This window comes from Actinomyces oricola (assembly GCF_004104015.1).
Classification (GTDB): Bacteria; Actinomycetota; Actinomycetes; order Actinomycetales; family Actinomycetaceae; genus Actinomyces; species Actinomyces oricola.
The window spans coordinates 102,507-121,452 of the sequence record NZ_RYFV01000001.1; the positions used below are offsets into that span (position 1 = coordinate 102,507).

Genomic DNA, 18,946 nt, shown 5'->3' on the forward strand with positions numbered 1-18,946 from the left:
ATTACAGGGAATTGCAGGGAATCGTGGAGAACTGCGGGCAGACCGCGCACTGTTCCCGCATGTCGGTGCCTGACGCTACGCTTCTCCTACATGATTCGAACACCCGTTCGAAGGAGGAGTGGTGGACCGAGCAAAGAGACTGATGGCCGCCCGCCTCGCCCTGCACCGCGCCGAGGAGCGCACCGGGGTGCGCGGCGCCCCGGACCGTCAAGTCCAGCAGTCCTTGGCCGGCGCCCTGGAGAAGACCGGACCGAGGGGCGCACTGCCGCTCTCCTCACCGTCGGATCCCTGGCTCGGGGTGGATGCGGGGACCAGCGGTGCACTGAGCCTGGACGGCTCCGCCGCGGTCACGGTCCTTGTGGCTCTCGCCGCCCGCCGGCAGGGGGCGCGCAGCTGGTGCGGCGTCGTGGGGCACGATGATCTTGGCTGGTGCGCCGCGTCCGAGGCCGGCCTGGACCTGTCCCGCGTCCTGGCCGTCTCCGTCCAGGACCTTGATGCCGGCACTATTCGGGCCGTCATCGCCACCCTCCTCGACGGCGTTGACGTCCTGCTCATTGGGCGGCCGGCGGCCGCCTGCCTGCGTCCCCGGGATCGACGCGCCCTCCTGGCCCGAGCACGGGGGCGCGGTGCCCTCATTGTCACCACCGCCCCCTGGGAGGGGGCCCGCGTCCTGCACGTCGAGCCCCGAGGACTCGACGACGGACGAGCCCCCGACCCCGTCGCGCCCCTCAGTGCCGCCGGCACCGCTGCAGACTCTAAGGGCCGGGGGGCGCGGGGGCCCGCTGGAGGGGTCGTGATCCCACTGCACCACTCGAATCACTCGGCCCCCCGCCGGCCGCCCGCTCACCCCCCGGAGCAGGCGGCTGTGGAGATGCCCGCCGGCTATCTGCGCGCCCTGAGTTGGTCCCTGGGGGAGGAGGCGCGCCCCGCCTCCGAGCTCCTCCTCGACGCCCGGGGGGTGCGGATCCAGGCGTCAGCGGATGGCGACTGCAGCAACTGCAATAGCGGTCATAGGGAGCGCGAAGGGTCCCGCTTCGGGGCGCCGGCGCGCGCACCCGCCCTTGAGGCCCAGCGGGGCGCCGGGTGAGTGCGCCTGCTCCACCCCGGCTCGTGTCTGTCTGGGTCCCGGACTGGCCCGTCGTCGCCCTGACCCTGGAGTCCCGCTCCCAGCAGCGCGACTGCAGGGCGCCCACCGGCCCGCAGCGCCCTCCCAACCCCGCGCTCACCCCTGTGGCCGTCATTGGCGGGCGCGGCGTGCGGGCCGCCTCCGCCCCCGCCCGCGCTGCCGGAGTAGGGGTGGGCATGCGCTCGCGCGTGGCCCGCTCCCTGTGCCCCGGCCTCGTCGTCCTGTCCCCCCAGCCCGAGCGGGAGGCGCGCGCCTTCGAGACCGTGATGGAGGCCCTGTCCACTCTGCTGGCGGACCCCCTCGTAGCCCGTCCCGGGCTGGCCCTCTCAGCGGCCCGCGGCCCGTCCCGTTGGGCCGGGGGAGAGGAGGAGCTCGCCGCCGCCCTTGTTGAGGTCGTCGCCCAGGGGCCCGGGGTCGAGTGTCAGGTCGGGATCGCCGATTCCCTGCTCGGCGCTGTCCTGGCCGCCCGGTGCGGCGTCATTGTGCCCTCCGGTGCCACCCCCGGCTTCCTGGCGCCCTGGGAACTCGACGCCGCCCTAACCTGCCTGCCCACCCAGCGCCTGCGCACCCAGGGCGCCGAGGTCATCCAGACCCTCAACCGGCTCGGGCTGCGCACCTTGGGGGATCTCGCCGCCCTGCCGGGGCGCGATGTGAGCGCACGCTTCGGGCCGGTGGGGCACTGCCTGCATCGCCTGGCCTCGGGGGAGGGCCATGAGGTGCCCCGCAGTGCCCGGCCCGCAACCGACCTCGCTGTTGAGAGCGCCCTGGACCCACCGGTGGAGCGCGCCGACACCGCTGCCTTTATCGCCCGCTTCCTGGCCGAGTCCCTGGCCGCCAAACTCACCGCCGCGGGTTTGGGCGTTGGCCGTCTCCTAGTGGAGGCCCGCTGCGCTGACGGCGCCGAGATCGCCCGCTCATGGATGCTGGATGCCGCCCCTACCCCGGAGGAGATCACCGACCGCGTGCGTTGGCAGCTCGAGGGATGGCTCTCGGGCTGCTCCGGCCGTCCGTCGGCCGGCCCCCTGACCCACCTGCGCTTGAGCGCCCTGGAGCCCGTCCCCGCCGGGGGCGCCCCGGCCGGGTTGTGGGACGTCCCCGGGCGGCGCGGTCAGGCCCGCTCCACTCGGGCCGCCGAGCGCGTCGAGTCACTTCTGGGTGTCGGCAGAGTCCAGGTCCCCCTGCTCGTGCCCGGGCGCGACCCCCGGTCGCGGGTGCGGTTGCTGCCCTGGGGCACCCACGCCAATGAGGACCGGGGGGAGGGGAGGGCGCCGTGGAGCGGGGGAGTGCCCGCCCCCTCGCCCTCCGTGGTCCTGGCCGATCCAGTGCCCGCCATGCTCTGGGACGCCTCCGGGCACGAGCTCACGGTCAGGGCGGATGGCCACCTTGAGGGGACTCCCGCGCGCCTGAGGATCGGTGGCGCGCAAGAGCGCCCGGCTGCCGCGGCGGAGCGGGCCCGCAGTCGCGGCACTGTCGCAGCGGGCGAGGACCCCCCGCCCCTCACGGCGGAGCAGGTTCCCTCAGCGGCCTCGACCGTGGGGCCGGGGGCGCCGGAAAGGCCGTGGGAAGGGGAGTGCGGCATTGTCTCCTGGGCCGGCCCCTGGCCGGTGGACGAGGGCTGGTGGAGGCCCGGGGGCGCCTCACGACGCGCCTACCTCCAGGTCGTCCCCGACCAGGGGCCGCCCCTGCTGCTGGTGCGCTCTGGACGCTGGTGGCTCGACGCCGTCTACAGCTGAGGTTCCCGTGAGAGCACCACCGCGGCGAGCGCGACCACTGCGGCGCCGCCGGACCATCAGGAACAGCAATGCCACCAGACAGGTCCAGGCGGCCCCCAGCGCCCAGCCGGCCAGCACGTCAGTGAGCCAGTGATAGGCCAGGTAGATCCGTGACAGGCCCACCAGCGCCGTCCCCGCCGCGGCGGCGAGCACCGCCAGGGCCTTGCGGGCGGGCGGGGCCGCGGACAGGAGCGCAAAGCCGGCCAGAGTCCCGGCGAACACCGCGGTATTCAGGGAGTGGCCCGAGGGGAAGGAGTAGGTGGTCTGGGGCGCGCCCAGCAGCAGGGCCTCCGAGGGGCGAGCGCGAGCGAAGACCTCTTTGAGCAGCATTGTGAGCAGCGAGGAGCCGGCCATTGCGGCCACGAGTATTAAGGCATGACGAGGCCGGCACCGCACCACCAGGACAGCGACCATCACGGCTGTGAGCGCGCTCAGGCCCAGAGTCCCACCCGCCCCCGTGGCGAGCCACGCCAGGGGGGTGAGCACGGTGCTGCGAGCCTGCACCGCCCACTGCGTAACAGCGGCGTCATAGACCGCCACCCCTGAGCCGCTCAAGGCGCAAACGGCCAGCCAGGTGAAGCAGGACAGCGCGGCCAGGCCCGCAGCCAGGACGAGGAGGGCGGGGTGCGCGCGCCGCGCGGGCGAGTCCGCAAGATTAAGGGGCATGGTCGAAACGGTAGCGGGCGCGCCCCCGCCCGCACTGGGTGGAGCCTGTGAACACGCCGCTCCCGCCAAGGGAGGTTCTTGTCACGGCCCCGTCCCGGGTACCCGCTCACGGCTGCCGCTACCATCAGATGATTGACAGCCCGTGACACGTCATTGGGGGCCGGGCGGGGCCAGACCCCCAGGAATGCGAGGGATTCCCCTTGGCCAAGCTCTACTTCCGCTACGGCGCCATGAACTCGGGCAAGACCACTAGCCTGCTCCAGACCGCTCACAACTACGAGGAGCGCGGTCAGAAAGTCCTGCTCATGAAGGCCGGCGTGGACACCAAGGGCGACGACACCATTCTGTCGCGCCTGGGGGTTCGCCGACGCGTCGACCTCGTTGTCGGGGCCCAGGACAATGTGCGGCTCCTGGTCCGCCGCCGCCTCCTCATGGGGCAGGGGCGCCCGGGCGCAGCCCCCCAGGCCAGTGCCCGGCTGCGTGAGGTCCTGGACTGCGTACTCGTCGACGAGGCGCAGTTCCTCACCCCCAGTCAGGTCAACCAACTCATGGAGATCGTCCTCCTTGACGATGTCCCCGTCCTGGCCTACGGCATCCGCACCGACTTCCGCACCACCTCCTTCCCCGGCTCGCGCCGCCTGCTGGAGATCGCCCACTCCCTGGAGGAGCTCAAGACCATTTGCCGTTGCGGGTGCAAGGCCATTTTCAACGCCCGCAAGATAGGGCAGGACTTCATCTTCGACGGCGACCAGGTGGCCATTGACGGCATCAATGTCACCTACGAGTCCCTGTGCGGCAAGTGCTACCTCGAAGCGGGAGGCTCCCTGGCCAGCGCCTGACCGGGCCCCTCCCCGCCCAGGGCCACGGCGCGGCGCCAATGCGGCGGCTCCTCCATCCCGGGCGATCCCGGGCGCCCGTTGCCTCCTCGGCGCGGCCTTCTCGGCCGGCGGAGGCCCTCCGGCCCTGGGCGCCTGATCCTGAGAATCAGTGCTGCCGCCAGGGGGCGGGGATTCGCGTCGGTGACCCACGCTATTGTGTATACGTGTTCGAATGCTGCGGGTGCGGCTCTGGCAGGGGCGCACCATGACCGCCCACCGCTACGCCGAGCTGCACGCCCACTCCGCCTACTCCTTCCTCGACGGCGCCAACGAGCCCGAGGCGCTTGCAGCAGCTGCCGTCGAACTCGGCCTGGAGGCCCTGGCCTTGACCGACTTCAATGGCATGCCCGGCATTGTCAAGCACGCCAAGGCCTGCCGGTCGCTCGGCCTGCCCACCGTCCACGGCTCTGAACTCACCTTGGAGGGCGGCGCCCGCCTGCCGGTCCTGGCCCGCAGCCCCCTGGGCTACCGGCGCCTGTGCGCGGCCATCTCCCAACACAATCTCCAGGCGGGCCGGCGCACTGACCCCGCCCACCGCCTGCCGGTCCTGGCCCAGGCGCTGCGGGCCGGGGACGAGGCCGCCACCTGCCTCATCCTGACCGGGACCGCCAATGGGCCCCTGCGCCGCGCTCTGGGAGACCCCCGCCGCCCGGAGTCCTGGGACCCCGCCAAGGCCGACGCCGCCCTCGGGGAGATGGTCGACCACTTCGGGGCCGGCTCCCTGGCCGTTGAGATCACCCTGGAGGGCGGCCCCGTCGATGCCGCCCTCACCGGGGCTCTGGGCGCCCTGGCCACCGCGCACCACCTGCCGCTGGTAGCCACCGGTGCCGTGCGCTGCGCCCGCCCGGCCGACTCCCGCCTAGCCGACGTTCTGACCGCCACCGGTCTGAACCTCGATCTGGAAGCCGCCCAGGGTTACCTGCCGCCCACCGGCCGCTGGCTGCGCGGAGCCGCGGACATGGCCCGCCTGCACCGCCGTCGTCCCGGAGCCGTCGAGGCCGCCGCGGACATGGCCGCCGAACTCGCCTTCGACCTGTCCCTGGTGGTACCCGACCTGCCCGCCCCGCAGGTTCCCGCCGGCCACACCCCCGCCACCTGGCTGCGCGAGCTCACTCACCGCGGGGCCCTGGCCCGCTACGGCACCCCTCAGGAGGACCCGAGGGCCTGGAAGATCCTCGCGCACGAACTTGAGGTCATTGAGAATCTGGGCTTCCCCGGTTATTTCCTCATTGTGCGCTCCATTGTTGACTTCTGTCAGAGCGCGGGCATCTTGTGCCAGGGGCGCGGCAGCGCCGCCAACTCCGCGGTGTGCTACGCCTTGGGGATCACCGCCGTGGACGCCGTGCGCCATCAGATGCTCTTCGAGCGCTTCTTATCCCCAGGGCGCCGCGGCTACCCTGATATTGACCTGGATATTGAGGCTTGCCGCCGCGAGGAGGTCATCCAGCACGTCTACTCCCACTACGGGCGCGAGCAGGCGGCCCAAGTCGCCAATGTCATCTCCTACCGGCCCCGCTCCGCCGTGCGCGACGCCGCCCGGGCCCTCGGGCACCCCGCCGGCCTCCAGGATGCCTGGGCCAAGCAGATGGACCGCTGGTCCACGGTGCGCACCGACGGCCTGGGAAGCGTTTCGGACGCACCGGGGGCCATTGGCCCCGGCCCCCGCCCGGGCGAGCAGGTTCCCGAGCAGGTCCTCGACATTGCCGAGCAACTTCTGCGGCTGCCCCGCCACCTGGGCATCCACTCCGGTGGGATGGTTCTGTGCGACCGCCCCGTCACCGAGGTCTGCCCCGTGCGCTGGGCCGCCATGGAGGGGCGCAGCGTCCTGCAGTGGGATAAGGACGACTGCGCGGATGCGGGTCTGGTCAAGTTCGACCTCCTGGGACTGGGCATGCTCACCGCCCTGCGCCTGGCCTTCACCACCTTGACCCGGCGCGGCCAGACCGTGCCCGTCCAGGAGGGCACTTTGCGCACGGCCCAGACCGATCGCCCCTGGGGCCTGCACACCCTGCCCGAGGACGACCCGGCCGTCTACCGGCTGCTCTCGGCTGCGGACACGGTGGGGGTCTTTCAGGTCGAGTCCCGCGCCCAGATGGCCACCCTGCCCCGCCTGCGCCCCCAGAACTTCTACGACATTGTTGTCGAGGTCGCTCTCATCCGTCCCGGACCGATCCAGGGCGATGCCGTCAACCCCTATATCCGCCGTCGTCTGGGCCGTGAACCAGTCACCTACCTGCACCCGGCCCTCAAGCCCGCCCTGGCAAAGACTCTCGGCGTGCCGCTTTTCCAGGAGCAGCTCATGCAGATCGCCATTGACGCCGCGGGATTCAGCCCCGCCGAGGCCGACGCCCTGCGCCAGGCCATGGGCGCCAAACGCTCGGCCGAGCGCATGGAGGCGCTCCACGCCCGCTTCGTGACCGGCATGAAGGGCCATGGGATCGACACCCCCACCGCTGAGGCCGTCTTCGACAAGCTGCGCGCCTTCGCCGACTTCGGCTTCCCCGAGTCCCACGCCTTCTCCTTCGCCTACCTCGTCTACGCCTCGGCCTGGCTCAAGACCCGCAAACCTGAGGATTTCTACGCGGGGGTCCTGGCCGCCCAGCCCACAGGGTTCTGGTCCTCCCAGTCGCTGGTGGCCGACGCCCGCCGTCACGGCGTACGGGTGTTGGCCGCGGATGTGAATGCCTCCACCCCCCAGGCCACGGTCCAGACCAGGCCCGCCGGCGGGGGAGGGGCGGAGTGGGCCGGGATCACCCCCGCCGCAGAGGCCCTCACCGCCCTGGACACCCACCCCGACCTGGCTGTCCGACTCGGGCTGGCCCGGGTCAAGGGCCTGGGGCAGGAGGTCGCCGAGCAGATTGTTGGGGAACGCGACGCCCAAGGCCCTTACACCAGCGTCGCCGACCTGGCCCGCCGCGTGCGCCTAAGCCGCTCCCGACTGGAAGCCCTGGCCGCCTGCGGAGCCCTGCGCAGCCTGGGGGTCGGGCGGCGCGAGGCTCTGTGGGGGGCCGCAGTCCTGGCGGAGGAGTACGGGCAGCGCCACATCCACTCCAGGCGGACCTGGTATCAGCCGCCCCTGCCGGGCACCGCCATTGGCGCCCGCGCCCCCGCACTGGCCCCCATGAGCGACCAGGAGCGCCAGGAGGCGGACCTGCGCCTGACAGGGGTGTCTACTGAGCACTACCCGACCGTCTTCCTGCGGCCCGGGCTCACCCGGGCCGGGGTCGTCCCCATCGCCCGGGTCGCGCGCCACCACAACGGGCAACGGGTGAGAGTCGCCGGCGTTGTCACCCACCGCCAGCGCCCTCATACCGCCACCGGCATCATTTTCCTCAACCTCGAAGATGAGACCGGCCTGCTCAACGTCATGTGCCCCGCAGGCATGTGGCGGCGCTACCGCAGCACCGGCAGGAGGGCCCCCGCCCTAATAGTGCGCGGCACGGTCGAAAACGCCGACGGCGTCACCTCCATCTTGGCCGAGCACCTGGAGATGCTGACGGGCGTGATCAGCGCGGGCAGCCGGGACTGGTGCTGATCAGCCCCGGCTGCCCGAGTAGGTGGGGAGTTCCCCGACCACCGGGGTGTCCCTGACGTGCAACTCGGAGTACATCGACCATGCCACGCTGATCAGGGGCACTGCCACAATCGCACCCAGTAGCCCCGCGGCGTAAGTGCCGATCGCCACCCCAATAATGACCACCACCGGGTGCAGGGAGACCTGCCGGCCCATAATGAGGGGCTGAAGGATATGGCCCTCGATCTGGCCAATCCCGGCCACGCCCAGGCACACCACGATCATGGTGATCACGCCCTTGGAGGCCAGTGCCACCATCATGGCGATAAGCATGGCCGCCGGAGCCCCAATGATTGGAATGAAGGCCCCGATGAACACCAGCACCGCCAGCGGTGCCGCCAGCGGCACGCCCACGACCTGCAGGAAGATGCCCGCCATGAGGGCGTCGGTGAAGGCCACGATCATGGTGCCGCGCGCATAACCGGCGAAGGTGTACCAGCCCGCGCCAGCGGCCCGGTGCACGGATTCGCGCATGGTGGCGGGAAGCTCGTTAAGGAACCATCTCCACATGCGCCCCCCGGAGGCCAGGAAGAAGATGGTGGAGAAGATCGCCAACGCCAGCACTGCAAACACGTCCACCACCGTGCCCGCATTGGCCACCACCTCACTGGCCAGGGAGGGGGCGTTGGACTGGACATACTCCTGCCCCTCCTGGAGCAACCTGTGGATCTGCTCCTGGAGTTCCTTTTGGGTCAGGTGCAACGGCAGGGGCCCGTGCTCCAGGAAGTCGACAATGGTGTTGACGCCGTCGGAGAACTGGAGCGCCAGGTTGCTCCACTGGCTCGTCACCGAGGTCACCACGTAGGTGATGAGTCCGGCCACCACCGCCAGGGCCGAGAGCATCCCCAGGAAGGTCGCCGGGTAGCGCGGCATGACCCGGGCGAAAAGGTTGACCAGCGGCTGAAGGATAGAGGTGAGCACGAGCGCCATGAACACGCCGATAAAGACCTCCACCACCTGGGAGGTGGCGAAGAACACCAGGCCCACCACAATGATCAGGCCCAGCAGCAGCCAGGAGGCCAAACCGCCGCGCACTAGCCAGGAGGGCAGGGAGTCCAGGGCGGCCGAGCGCGTAGTCATCACCGAGGGCGTGGAGACCCGGACCGTGGGCGCCGCGGCTGCGGGAGGCGTGCGAGCGGCCGCGGCGCGGCGCTTGCCCCGTTCGGCGGGGGAGGACCTGCCGGAGTCTTCGTAGCGCAGGTCGCGGTCGCGGGCCTGGGTACGGGCCCGGTCCGCCTGGTCGACGGCCCGCCTGAAGGCGGCGCGCACGCGCCTCACCCGGGACAGTGCCGGCGCCGGGCGCCTGGGCTCGGAGTGCTCGGAGTCAGACTCAGGGGCGGGCGCCGGCCCCTGATCCGGTTCGCCCTCCGCCTCCCGCGCCCCGGCCCTCTCCCCGGCCGGGGCGGTACCGGCCGGCTCAGTGCGCGCGCCCTCATTCTCCGGGGTGTTCGGCTCGGGGGCGGGCGACTGGCCGCTGGTCTCGCTCACGCGTCCTCCTGATCGTCCTGGTGATTGTCATAGTGATTGTCCTGGCCGCAGTCCCTATTCTCGGTGTTCTCGGTGTTCTCAGGATCCTCAGTGTTCCCGGCGCTCTCAGCGCTCTCAGCGCTCTCGACGCCGTTCTCGGCGCCCTCACTCCTGTACGCCCCCCGGGCCGGAGAGGGCCCCAGCGAGGTGCCCAGCAGGACGGCCAGCTCAGCGGGGGTGGCCGCCAGGTGCTGGGCGCCCGCCAGCTCCTCGGCGCCGCCGTACCCCCACAGCACACCAATGCACGCCACTGCGGCCTCACGAGCGCCTTCGACGTCATGGCGCCGGTCACCGACATGGACCACCCGAGTCGTGTCCACTCCCGCCCCCTCCAGCCGGGAGAGGGCGGCGCGGATGACGTCGGCCTTGGCGCTGCGCCGGTCCAGGTCATCGGCGCCCGAGCAGGTCACCAAGTAGTGGGCCAGGCCCAGGTGCTCCAAAATGAGGGCCGCCAGACTCTCACGCTTGGAGGTGGCCACCGCCAGGGGGGTGCCGGCGTCGTAAAGGGCGCCAATGAGCTCAGGTACGCCGTCGTAGACGGGGGCCTCCAGCATGTGGTCGCGGTAGTGGCGCCGGTAACAGGCCACTGCCTCGGCGTTGGCCTCGCCCTCGAATCCCCCCAGGGCGCGCAACCCCTCGGGCAGCGGGGGACCGACAAAAGTCATGAGGGCCTCCAGTGGAGGCGGCTCAATCCCGAAGTCGTTAAGCGTGGCACGAAGCGCCCTGAGGATGACAGGGGCCGAGTCGGTGATCGTCCCGTCCAGGTCGAGTAGGACAGCGCTGTAGGCGCAGGTGCTGGGCGTCGCTAATGGGGCGGGCATGCCGGTGGGCCTCGGATTCGCATTCGCGGAATGGGACAGCCACAGACTACTAGGCGCCGGCCCCGGCTCCGTTACCCTGGTCCCATGAGCAATGACGCCCCCGCCCCTGACTCCCAGGCCCCCGCCCGGACCCCACGACTACCACGGTACGCGGCCCTGACACCTGGGCGCGGCGGCCAGCCCCGCCTGCTTGTCGACGCCCCCGCCGCCAGCGCCGAGATCTACCTCCACGGCGCTCACCTGACCTCGTGGGTGCCCCGGGGCGGCACCGAGGTCATCTTCACCTCCGCCCAGGCGGTCTTCGACGGCGCCAAGGCCATCCGCGGCGGCATCCCGTTGTGCCTGCCCTGGTTCGGCGCCGGCCCTGATGGGGACCAGAAGCCCGCCCACGGTTGGGGGCGCACCTCCACCTGGGAGTTGCGCAGCGCCTCGACCACGCCCGAGGGCGGCGTCAGGGTTCTGCTGGGGATTGAGCGCCACGACCTGTCAGCGCTCTACGAGGTGAATGTGGGCGAGGAGTTGGACCTGCTCCTATCCCTGCGCTCCACTGCCGCGTCCGGGCAGCGCGTCGAGGCCGCCTTGCACACCTACCTGGCGGTCGGGGACGTCACCGCCGTGGAGGTCACCGGCCTGGAGGGCGGCCAGTACTTGGACAAGCTCACGGCCACTCATGAGGTCCAGACCGGCGCCCTGCGCGTATCTGGACCAGTGGATCGCGTCTATGAGCACCAGGGTCCGGTGATGGTCACCGATCCGGCGCTGGGGCGCCGCCTGACCATCGCGGGGGCCGACGCGCCCAATGTCGTGGTGTGGAACCCCTGGAGCGAGGGGGCCAAGGCCTTCGCAGACATGGGCGACGCCGAGTTCGCCTCCATGCTCTGCGTGGAGTCCGCCTCGGTGGGGGCGCACGCCGTGACATTGGGCCCCGGGGAGTCCTGGTCGCTGGGGACCCGCATCTCGGTGGAGCCCCTGGACTGAGACGCCGGGCACGGCGGACCAGGACAGCAGCCGGCTGTGACACGAAGCACGTCACGCAGATTTGGGTGTTTTCGGCAGCCGCATGCTAGGTTTCTCTGCGTCGCCGTGGCCGGCGCGGCCGGTGTGGCGACTGCAAGGCGAGTCCGAGTGGCGGAATAGGTAGACGCGCTAGCTTGAGGTGCTAGTGCCTTATTAAACGGGCGTGGGGGTTCAAGTCCCCCCTCGGACACCGCGGGAAGGGCCCCGGGATCACGCGATCCCGGGGCTCATGGCCGCCCGGCCGGCGGCGCCGGCGAGCCGCCCGGCCCGCCTCGGCTATGAGCGCCAGTGCGGTGCACGTGGCCGCACCCGACTAGAATCGTCCTATGCGGCCCTTTGAGATGACGGTTCCAGCCCAAGACTCCTTGCCCGAGCTCCGTCTGTCCATGCCCACCGAAGCGGACATTGAGCGCATCCACGCCATCTGCCAGGACCCCGACATCCAGGAGTGGACGACCGTCCCTGCCGGCTACACCTGGAACGACGCCCACCACTTCGTCACCGGCATTGTGGCCCCCGGCTGGGAGAAGGGCAACGACCTGAACTGGGCGGTGCGCGAACCCGACTCCTCACATCCCGACGGCTGGCGCCTCGTGGGCATGATCGGCATGATCGGCGCCCCGGGCGGAGCCTGGGAGATCGGCTACTGGCTGGCCCCGGAATCCCGCGGCCACGGCATTATGGTGCGCGCCGCCAAAGCACTGATCACCGTCGCCTTCAACCCGGAGGGGCCCGTGAAGGCTCAGGCCCTGCAGTGGCGCTGCGACATTCACGATGGCGTCCCCAATTGGGCGTCCTGGCGGGTGGCCTGGTCGCTGGGCTTCCGCCGTGAGGGGCATGTGCGCGCATTCCTGGCCAACGGCGGGGTCCTGCGCGACGGTTGGATCGGCACTCTGCTGCCGGGGGACCCCTTGCGCCCGGCCGCCCCCTGGGACGGACCGCTGCCCGCACGGCTGCGCGGCACTCAGGGCATGGCCTCCTCCCACGCCGCCGGGGCGGCCCAGCCGCTGGTGGCGCATGACGGCGTCGGTGAGCGCGAGGGCGATGACCCTGAGGCGCTGGTGCGCCGCTTTCACCGCGTCTACGGGTTGCCCGTCCAGACTGATGAGCCCAGCCTGGATCGGCCCAGCCTGCACATGCGCATGGGCTTAATCGCTGAGGAGTTCGCCGAACTCACGGCAGCCGTCTACGGGCCGGCGGCCCGCACCGAAATCGAGGAGGCCTACAAGCGGGCGGTGGCCGCTGACGATGGTCGGCGCGACACTGTGGAGGCGGCCGACGCCCTGGCCGACCTGGTCTACGTCATCTACGGCATGGCCCTGGAGACCGGTATTGACCTGCCGGCGGTCTTAGCCGAGGTCCAGCGCTCCAACCTCTCCAAGCTCGGTCCCGACGGCCGCCCGATTTACCGGGAGGACGGCAAGGTTCTCAAGGGGCCGGGCTACTTCAGCCCCGACGTGGCCGGAGTGCTCAAGCGCCACCGGCTGCGCTGAAGAGAGCTCCGCGTCTGGGTCGGAGAACTCACAGAAGCTGTGTCCGGAACCGCACCCGCACCGACATCAAACTGAACTACACGTAAAGTACAGTTTCGGGCGTGAACCAGACCCCTTCGCCGAGCGCGGCGGCACCCGCCGCGCAAGAAGCCCCCGCCCCGCGCACCCGCGACTGGGCGGCGCTGGCCGTCCTAACCCTCGCTGTGACCCTGCTGTCCATTGACTCCACGGTCCTGGCGCTGGCCATCCCCTCCCTGAGCGTGGACCTGGCGCCCTCGGCCAGCCAGCTGCTGTGGATCGGGGACGTCTACTCCTTCACTCTGGCCGGGTTGCTGGTCACCATGGGCAATGTTGCGGACAGGATCGGGCGCCGCCGCCTTCTGCTCATGGGGACGGTGGGGTTCGGAGCATCCAGCATGCTGGCCGCCTTCGCCCCCAGCGCCGCAGCGCTCATCGCCGCTCGGGCCCTGCTGGGGGTCAGCGGGGCCACCATTATGCCCTCGACGCTCTCCCTTATCCGCAATATCTTCCCCGGCTCCCGCCATCGGACCACCGCCATCGCCATCTGGTCGGCCGGCACCTCGGGCGGCACCGCCCTAGGGCCACTGGTGGGCGGAATCCTCCTGGAACACTTCTGGTGGGGCAGCGTCTTCCTCATTAACGTCCCGGTCATGGTCCTCGTCATTGGCGCGGGGCTGTGGCTGCTCCCCGAGTCGCGCAATGAGCGGGGAGCCCCCATTGACCTGCTCTCGGCGGCACTGTCCGTGGGGGCGATCGTCCCAATGGTCTACGCCGTGAAGTCCTTCGCGCACGATGGGCCGACACTCACCGCGATGGCCGCCCTTCTGGCGGGGCTCATGGCCGGCCGCATCTTCCTGCGCCGCCAGCGCACCCTGGTCGCCCCGCTGATCGACGTCGGGTTGTTCCGGCGCCCCGCCTTCACCTGGGCGGTCCTGGCCACCGTTATGGCGGTCTTCGCCCTGGCCGGCCTGCTCTACTTCTTCTCCCAGTACCTTCAGCTGGTGCGGGGCTTCTCCACGCTCCGGGCAGGGCTCACCGAGCTGCCGATTTCTGCGGCCTCGATTGCGGTGGTGGTGATTGTGGCGCGCCTCGTGCGCCGGATCGGCCACGGGCGGGCCCTGGGCGGGGGCCTCATCTTGAGCGCCGTCGGGCTGCTCGTGGTGGCCGTGGCCGAGAGCTGGGGCGGGATCGCGCTTATCTGCGTGGGCCTGCTCATTATTGGCACCGGCACCGGCCTGGCCTTCACCGTTTCCACCGGGGCGATTCTGGGCTCCGTGCCCGCTAACCGGGCGGGGGCCGCTTCTGCAATCTCCGAAACCGGCTTAGAACTCGGCGTCGCCCTGGGCATTGCCGTACTGGGCACCGTCCAGGATCTCGGCTACCGCTTGAGGCTGGGCGACATCCACGAGCAGGTGCCCCAGGGCGTCTCTGAGGCCGCCCACCAGTCCCTGGCCACCCTGGCCGGCGCCTATGAGCCGAGCGATGCCCTCCAGGCGGCGCTCTTCGCCCGGGCCCAGACCGCCTTCACCCACGCCATGCAGACCACCGCCGTCATAGCCGCCGCCATCCTCATCTACGCGGGGATTATGGCAGCGCGCCGAGTCCCCGCCGCGGGAGCGGTCGACGGCGAATCCCGCACCCGGCCCCAGGGGACCGGTGGGACCAATCCTGAGGCGGCGGCCTCCCCAGATAGGACCGGGCCCTCCGCCGAGCGGGACTCCGGCCGGATCGCCGACCCCTTGAACGCCCTCCCGGCCCCGGTGGACGAGAGTGGACGAGGCTGAGAGAGGACGAGCGGATGAGAGCCTCCAAGCGGGAGCGCATTATTGAAGGCGCCCTGGAACTGGCGCAGCACGGCGGCTTCGATCACCTCACCTTCGAGGCCCTGGCCGAGCACGTGGGGCTGACTCGCGGGGGACTCGTCTATCATTTCGCCACCAAGCAGGCCCTTCTGGAGGGGATTGCCGCCGCCCTCCTGGAACGCTGGCGCCACGAGGCCGAGCAGGCCCTGGGCGGGCCGCTGGAGGAGGCGGACCGCACCGAGCGGATACGCGCCCTGGTCCGCAGTGTCATCTCCGGGGAGATCCTCCCCGGGGAGTTGTCCTTCATGCTCTCGGGCGCCCCCGAGGCCACCGCCCTGGCGCAGGCCTGGGATGCCCTGTGCCTGGAGTGGGTGGGCGATCCCGCTGATCTGACCCCCATGCAGCGAGTGGCCATCTTGGCCATGGACGGATGGTGGGCCAATCAGGCGAGCGGCGCCGGAAGTCACAATCCTCAGGACGAGGCCACCCGGGAACTCATTATCGCCCTGGCAGCGGGAGACCCAAGATGAAGGACGGGACTATTGGCCCACCCCTGAGGGGGCGGTAGGGACGGCCGGCTCCCAGCTCATGGCACGATGGTCCCATGACCGAGCCGATCAATGACGGTGGCGCCGGTGCCGCCCTGCCCGAGACCAACTGCTTCGCCCGCCCCTGGACCCTGGAGCTGGGCCTGCCGGACTTCGCCTCAGTCGCGCACGCCGACATTGAGCCGGCCGTGCGCGCCGGCATGAACATCCAACGCCGGGAGTGGGAGGCGGTGGCCACCAACCCGGCGCCTGCCACTATTGCCAACACCGTTGAGGCCCTGGAGCGCTCCGGCGACCTGCTGGAGCGGGCCCTGACCGTTCTGTACGCCCTGACCAGCGCCACCGACTGCCTTGACTTAGACGCCCTGGAGGAGAAGCTGGCCCCCGAGTTGGCCGCTCACAAGGACGCCTACAACCTGGATGCGCGCCTCTATCATCGCTTTCAGGCCCTTAACGACCTGGTCGCCGCCAGCCCGGATGGCCGGGCCCACGACGCCGACGGGCGCCCCATTGACCCCGAGACCGCCCGTCTCATCGGCCTGGCCGTGGAGGCCTTCGAGCGCGACGGAGTCGACCTGGATGGTGAGCAGGCCCAGCGACTGCGCGAGATCAATGCCCGCATGACGGCCCTGGAGACGCGCTTCTCCACCCTGGCCACCGAGGCCATGCACGCAGCCGGCGTCGCCAACTACACGGCCACGCCCGCACTGGCCACCACCCGCCCCCACGCCGCCCGCCAGGCGCTCCTGGAGCGCGCCATGACGCGGGGCCTGGGCGGGGAGCACGACACCCGCCCCCTGGTCCTGGAACTGGCACAGCTGCGTGCCGAGCGGGCCGCCCTCCTGGGTTACCCGCACCACGCGGCCATTATTGCCGCACAGTCCGCCGCCGGGACCACCCGGGCGGTTGGCGGCATGCTCGCGCGCCTGGCCGGACCGGCCATGGCCAACGCCCGCGTCGAGGCACGCGGCCTGGCCGCCCGCATGGCCGCCGACCCCCAGACCCAGCCGGGGGAGTCCTTCGGCCCGGCGGACTGGCCCCTGTACCAGGCCGCTGAGCGCAAGGAGAGGTTCGGTGTCGACGACGCAACCCTGGCCCCCTACCTGGAGTTGTGGAGCGTCGTCGAGCAGGGCGTCTTCTACGCCGCCACCGCCCTGTACGGCATTGGCTTCCACGAGCGCCAGGACCTGGCCGCCCACATGTATGACCCCACCGTGCGCGTGTGGGAGGTGCGCGATGGCCGCCACCGCGACGCGCCGCTCCTGGGGCTGTTCGTGGGCGACTACTACGCACGCGAGGGCAAGTCCGGGGGCGCTTGGATGTCCAACCTGGTCGAGCAGTCCCAGCTGCTGGGGCGCCGGCCCGTGGTCATTAACTGCGCCAATATTGAGCGGCCCGACTCCGGGCCCACACTGCTGACCTGGGACGAGGTCATCACCTGCTTCCACGAGTTCGGCCACGCCCTCCACGGCCTGCTGGCCGACTCCCGCTACCCCTCGGCGTCGGGGGCCAACGTGCCCCCCGACGTCGTAGAGTTCCCCAGCCAGGTCAACGAAACCTGGGCGCTGCACCCCATGGTCCTGGCCTCCTACGCCCGCCACGTTGAAACCGGTGAGCCCATGCCCGCCCACCTCAGTGAACGGCTGCGCGGCCAGGGGGCCTTCGGCCAGGGCTATGCCACCACTGAGTATCTGGGGGCCGCCCTGCTGGACCAGGCCTGGCACACCCTTAGCGCCGAGCACGTGCCCACCCAGGTCCAGGACGTGGAGGACTTCGAGCACACGGCGCTCGCCGGCGCCGGCATTGACGACGCCCTGGTGCCCCCGCGCTACCGCTCGACCTACTTCTCCCACAGTTTCGCGGGAGGCTACTCGGCCGCCTACTACGCCTACATTTGGAGCGAGGTCATGGCCGCCGATGCCGCCGCCTGGTTCCGCACCGACGGGCAGGGCGCGCGCGATGGCGACCTGGGCCTGAACCGGGCGGCCGGCGACGCCTTCCGCCGAGAGTTCCTTTCCCGGGGCGACTCGCGCGACGCGGGGGAGTCCTACCGCGCATTCACCGGCAATGACCCCCGGATTGAGCCACTCCTGGAGCGCCGCGGATTGGCCTGAACCGCACCAAGCACCACAGTCCCACACACAACCCGGAAGGATCACAAATGACTCGCGTCACTATTGTTGGCGGCGGTTATGGCGGGATTACGGTCGCCAAGGACCTCGACAACATTGCCGAGGTCACACTCATTGAGCAGAAGGACACCTTCGTCAATCACGCCGCCGCCCTGCGCGCCACCGTGGACCGCGACTGGGCCAAGAAGATCTTCATGCCCTACGATCATCTGCTCACGCGGGGCCGTGTGATACACGGTACGGCGTTGGCCGTGCACGGCACGACCGTCAAGGTCTCGGGCGTGGGCGACATCCAGGCCGACCACCTGGTCTTGGCGACCGGCACCGCCTACCCCTTCCCGGCCAAGCACCTGGAGTCCTCCCAGGTGATCGCCGAGGCTCGCATAGAGCGCGCCCGCTCCAACTTAGAGCAGGCCGGCCGCGTCCTCATTGTGGGCGCCGGGGCGGTGGGCGTGGAACTGGCCGGAGAGATCACCTCAGCCTTCCCGGGCGTCGCGGTGACCATGCTGGAGGCCGCCGACCAGATCTTGCCGCACGGCGACTACAAGCCCGAGCTGCGCCGCGCTATCGCCTCCCAGCTTCTGGAGCGGGGCGTAGAGATGATCACGGGGGACAGGCTCAGTTTCCTGCCGCCGGTCGACGTCGGCGTGCTCTCACCCTTCAGGGTCACCACCAAGGGCGGGCGCCGCATTGAGGCCGACATGTGGTTCCGCGCCTACGGTTCAACGGCTGCCACCGGCTACCTCGGTGAGGACTATGACGCGATCCGCCACTACGACGGCACGATCCGCGTGGACGGGCAGCTGCGGGTGGTGGACCACCCCGGGGTGTGGGCGATTGGCGACATTACGGACGTGCGCGAGTCCAAGAGGGCTGACGCCGCCCGCGCCCACGCCCAGGTGGTGGCCACCAATATCAAGGACGTAATCGCCGGCCGCGAGCCCTCGGCCACTTATACGCCCAAGCCCGAGCTCGTCCTGCTGCCGCTGGGGCCGGAAGGAGGCGCCTCCCAGATCCTGCGCCATGGCATCCGCGTGGTGGTGGGGCCCGAGGAGACCAGTCGCCTCAAGGGTGAGGACCTGTACCTGGGACTGGTGGCCTCCCAGCTCGGACTGGAGGGGGAAACGGCGCCCGCGGGCACCGGGACCGGGCGCGCGGGGGAGGGCGTGAGCCGGTAGTCTGTCTTACATGACGAACGATCCGCGGTCCGCGCTCAACCGGCTCATTGCCGCCTTCGAGGCGCACTTGGACGCTGCCGCCACCGGGGATGAGCTCTCCCCGGCTGTGGTCGCGGCCGAGAGCACCCTCCAGGACGCCTTCTTCACCTATGACGACGCCCTGTTCACCGCCTACGGCATCGAGCTCCCCTTCGACACCTTCGACGGCGAGGATGACGAGGACTACGAGGATGACATTGACGACGATGACGATGACGAATACGAGGACGACGACTACGAGGATGAAGAGGATGACGACGACCGTGAGGAGGACTGAGCCCTCCCCCGCCTGAGGAGCTCGGCCCCGCCGGCGCCGCACCGGCCAGCAGGTTGCCCCGCACCCGGGTGGGTG

Annotated in this window: 14 protein-coding genes and 1 tRNA gene; 12 read left to right on the top strand and 3 right to left on the bottom strand. The window is 70.6% G+C overall.

Annotated features, from left to right (window positions below):
* Positions 1-121: 121 nt before the first annotated feature.
* Together EUC46_RS00440 and EUC46_RS00445 are read left to right on the top strand one after the other, a co-directional pair.
* Positions 122-1,087 carry a hypothetical protein gene (locus EUC46_RS00440; RefSeq protein ID WP_206645843.1) on the top strand — a complete coding sequence of 322 codons (966 nt, stop codon included), beginning with the start codon at positions 122-124 and terminating at the stop codon, positions 1,085-1,087.
* A gap of 23 nt (positions 1,088-1,110) precedes the next feature.
* Complete coding sequence (locus tag EUC46_RS00445; protein WP_241655303.1) at positions 1,111-2,859, top strand: DNA polymerase Y family protein; 1,749 nt, start codon at positions 1,111-1,113, stop codon at positions 2,857-2,859.
* Here EUC46_RS00445 and EUC46_RS00450 read toward each other — a convergent pair.
* Positions 2,764-3,564, bottom strand: coding sequence for a phosphatase PAP2 family protein (locus tag EUC46_RS00450; protein ID WP_128772229.1), 801 nt, complete (start codon positions 3,562-3,564; stop codon positions 2,764-2,766). The genes EUC46_RS00445 and EUC46_RS00450 overlap by 96 nt on opposite strands.
* Positions 3,565-3,764: 200 nt before the next feature.
* Between EUC46_RS00450 and EUC46_RS00455 the strand changes: the two genes are divergently transcribed.
* Both EUC46_RS00455 and EUC46_RS00460 read left to right on the top strand, forming a co-directional pair.
* Positions 3,765-4,403, top strand: a complete 639-nt coding sequence (locus EUC46_RS00455) for a thymidine kinase (protein ID WP_128772230.1) — start codon at positions 3,765-3,767, stop codon at positions 4,401-4,403.
* 244 nt (positions 4,404-4,647) lie between these two features.
* Positions 4,648-7,977, top strand: coding sequence for an error-prone DNA polymerase (locus EUC46_RS00460; protein WP_128772413.1), 3,330 nt, complete (start codon positions 4,648-4,650; stop codon positions 7,975-7,977).
* Here EUC46_RS00460 and EUC46_RS00465 read toward each other — a convergent pair whose 3' ends face one another.
* Entirely contained in the window at positions 7,978-9,504 is a 1,527-nt protein-coding gene (locus EUC46_RS00465) for an AI-2E family transporter (RefSeq protein WP_421700920.1), read from the bottom strand.
* Positions 9,501-10,364 carry an HAD hydrolase-like protein gene (locus EUC46_RS00470; protein ID WP_128772231.1) on the bottom strand — a complete coding sequence of 288 codons (864 nt, stop codon included), beginning with the start codon at positions 10,362-10,364 and terminating at the stop codon, positions 9,501-9,503. The genes EUC46_RS00465 and EUC46_RS00470 overlap by 4 nt, the downstream gene beginning before the upstream one ends.
* A gap of 84 nt (positions 10,365-10,448) precedes the next feature.
* Here EUC46_RS00470 and EUC46_RS00475 point away from each other — a divergent pair, with 84 nt between their 5' ends.
* The 8 genes from EUC46_RS00475 to EUC46_RS00510 all read left to right on the top strand — a co-directional run bounded on the left by EUC46_RS00475 (position 10,449) and on the right by EUC46_RS00510 (position 18,871).
* Positions 10,449-11,342 carry a D-hexose-6-phosphate mutarotase gene (locus tag EUC46_RS00475; RefSeq protein WP_128772232.1) on the top strand — a complete coding sequence of 298 codons (894 nt, stop codon included), beginning with the start codon at positions 10,449-10,451 and terminating at the stop codon, positions 11,340-11,342.
* A 141-nt stretch (positions 11,343-11,483) separates the two neighbouring features.
* Positions 11,484-11,571 (top strand) — tRNA-Leu (locus EUC46_RS00480).
* A 136-nt stretch (positions 11,572-11,707) separates the two neighbouring features.
* The gene (locus EUC46_RS00485; RefSeq protein ID WP_128772233.1) at positions 11,708-12,874 is read left to right on the top strand and encodes a GNAT family N-acetyltransferase; all 1,167 of its coding nucleotides are present in this window, start codon (positions 11,708-11,710) and stop codon (positions 12,872-12,874) included.
* A gap of 101 nt (positions 12,875-12,975) precedes the next feature.
* Positions 12,976-14,679: an MFS transporter gene (locus EUC46_RS00490; protein WP_128772234.1), complete on the top strand. Its 1,704-nt coding sequence runs from the start codon at positions 12,976-12,978 to the stop codon at positions 14,677-14,679.
* Between the two features lie 14 nt (positions 14,680-14,693).
* Entirely contained in the window at positions 14,694-15,227 is a 534-nt protein-coding gene (locus EUC46_RS00495) for a TetR/AcrR family transcriptional regulator (RefSeq protein WP_128772235.1), read from the top strand.
* Positions 15,228-15,301: 74 nt separating this feature from the next.
* Complete coding sequence (locus EUC46_RS00500; RefSeq protein ID WP_128772236.1) at positions 15,302-17,359, top strand: M3 family metallopeptidase; 2,058 nt, start codon at positions 15,302-15,304, stop codon at positions 17,357-17,359.
* Positions 17,360-17,406: 47 nt separating this feature from the next.
* A complete protein-coding gene (locus EUC46_RS00505; protein ID WP_128772237.1) occupies positions 17,407-18,555 on the top strand; it encodes an NAD(P)/FAD-dependent oxidoreductase in 1,149 nt (382 codons plus the stop codon).
* A 10-nt stretch (positions 18,556-18,565) separates the two neighbouring features.
* Entirely contained in the window at positions 18,566-18,871 is a 306-nt protein-coding gene (locus EUC46_RS00510) for a DNA primase (RefSeq protein ID WP_128772238.1), read from the top strand.
* Positions 18,872-18,946: the final 75 nt, after the last annotated feature.

Bases quoted from the DNA above. Each gene is read 5' to 3' on its own strand.
- EUC46_RS00500 (WP_128772236.1), top strand. From the start codon at position 15,302: ATGACCGAGCCGATCAATGACGGTGGCGCCGGTGCCGCCCTGCCCGAG.
- EUC46_RS00485 (WP_128772233.1), top strand. From the start codon at position 11,708: ATGCGGCCCTTTGAGATGACGGTTCCAGCCCAAGACTCCTTGCCCGAG.
- EUC46_RS00505 (WP_128772237.1), top strand. From the start codon at position 17,407: ATGACTCGCGTCACTATTGTTGGCGGCGGTTATGGCGGGATTACGGTC.
- EUC46_RS00475 (WP_128772232.1), top strand. From the start codon at position 10,449: ATGAGCAATGACGCCCCCGCCCCTGACTCCCAGGCCCCCGCCCGGACC.
- EUC46_RS00450 (WP_128772229.1), bottom strand. From the start codon at position 3,564: ATGCCCCTTAATCTTGCGGACTCGCCCGCGCGGCGCGCGCACCCCGCC.
- EUC46_RS00510 (WP_128772238.1), top strand. From the start codon at position 18,566: ATGACGAACGATCCGCGGTCCGCGCTCAACCGGCTCATTGCCGCCTTC.
- EUC46_RS00495 (WP_128772235.1), top strand. From the start codon at position 14,694: ATGAGAGCCTCCAAGCGGGAGCGCATTATTGAAGGCGCCCTGGAACTG.
- EUC46_RS00460 (WP_128772413.1), top strand. From the start codon at position 4,648: ATGACCGCCCACCGCTACGCCGAGCTGCACGCCCACTCCGCCTACTCC.
- EUC46_RS00470 (WP_128772231.1), bottom strand. From the start codon at position 10,364: ATGCCCGCCCCATTAGCGACGCCCAGCACCTGCGCCTACAGCGCTGTC.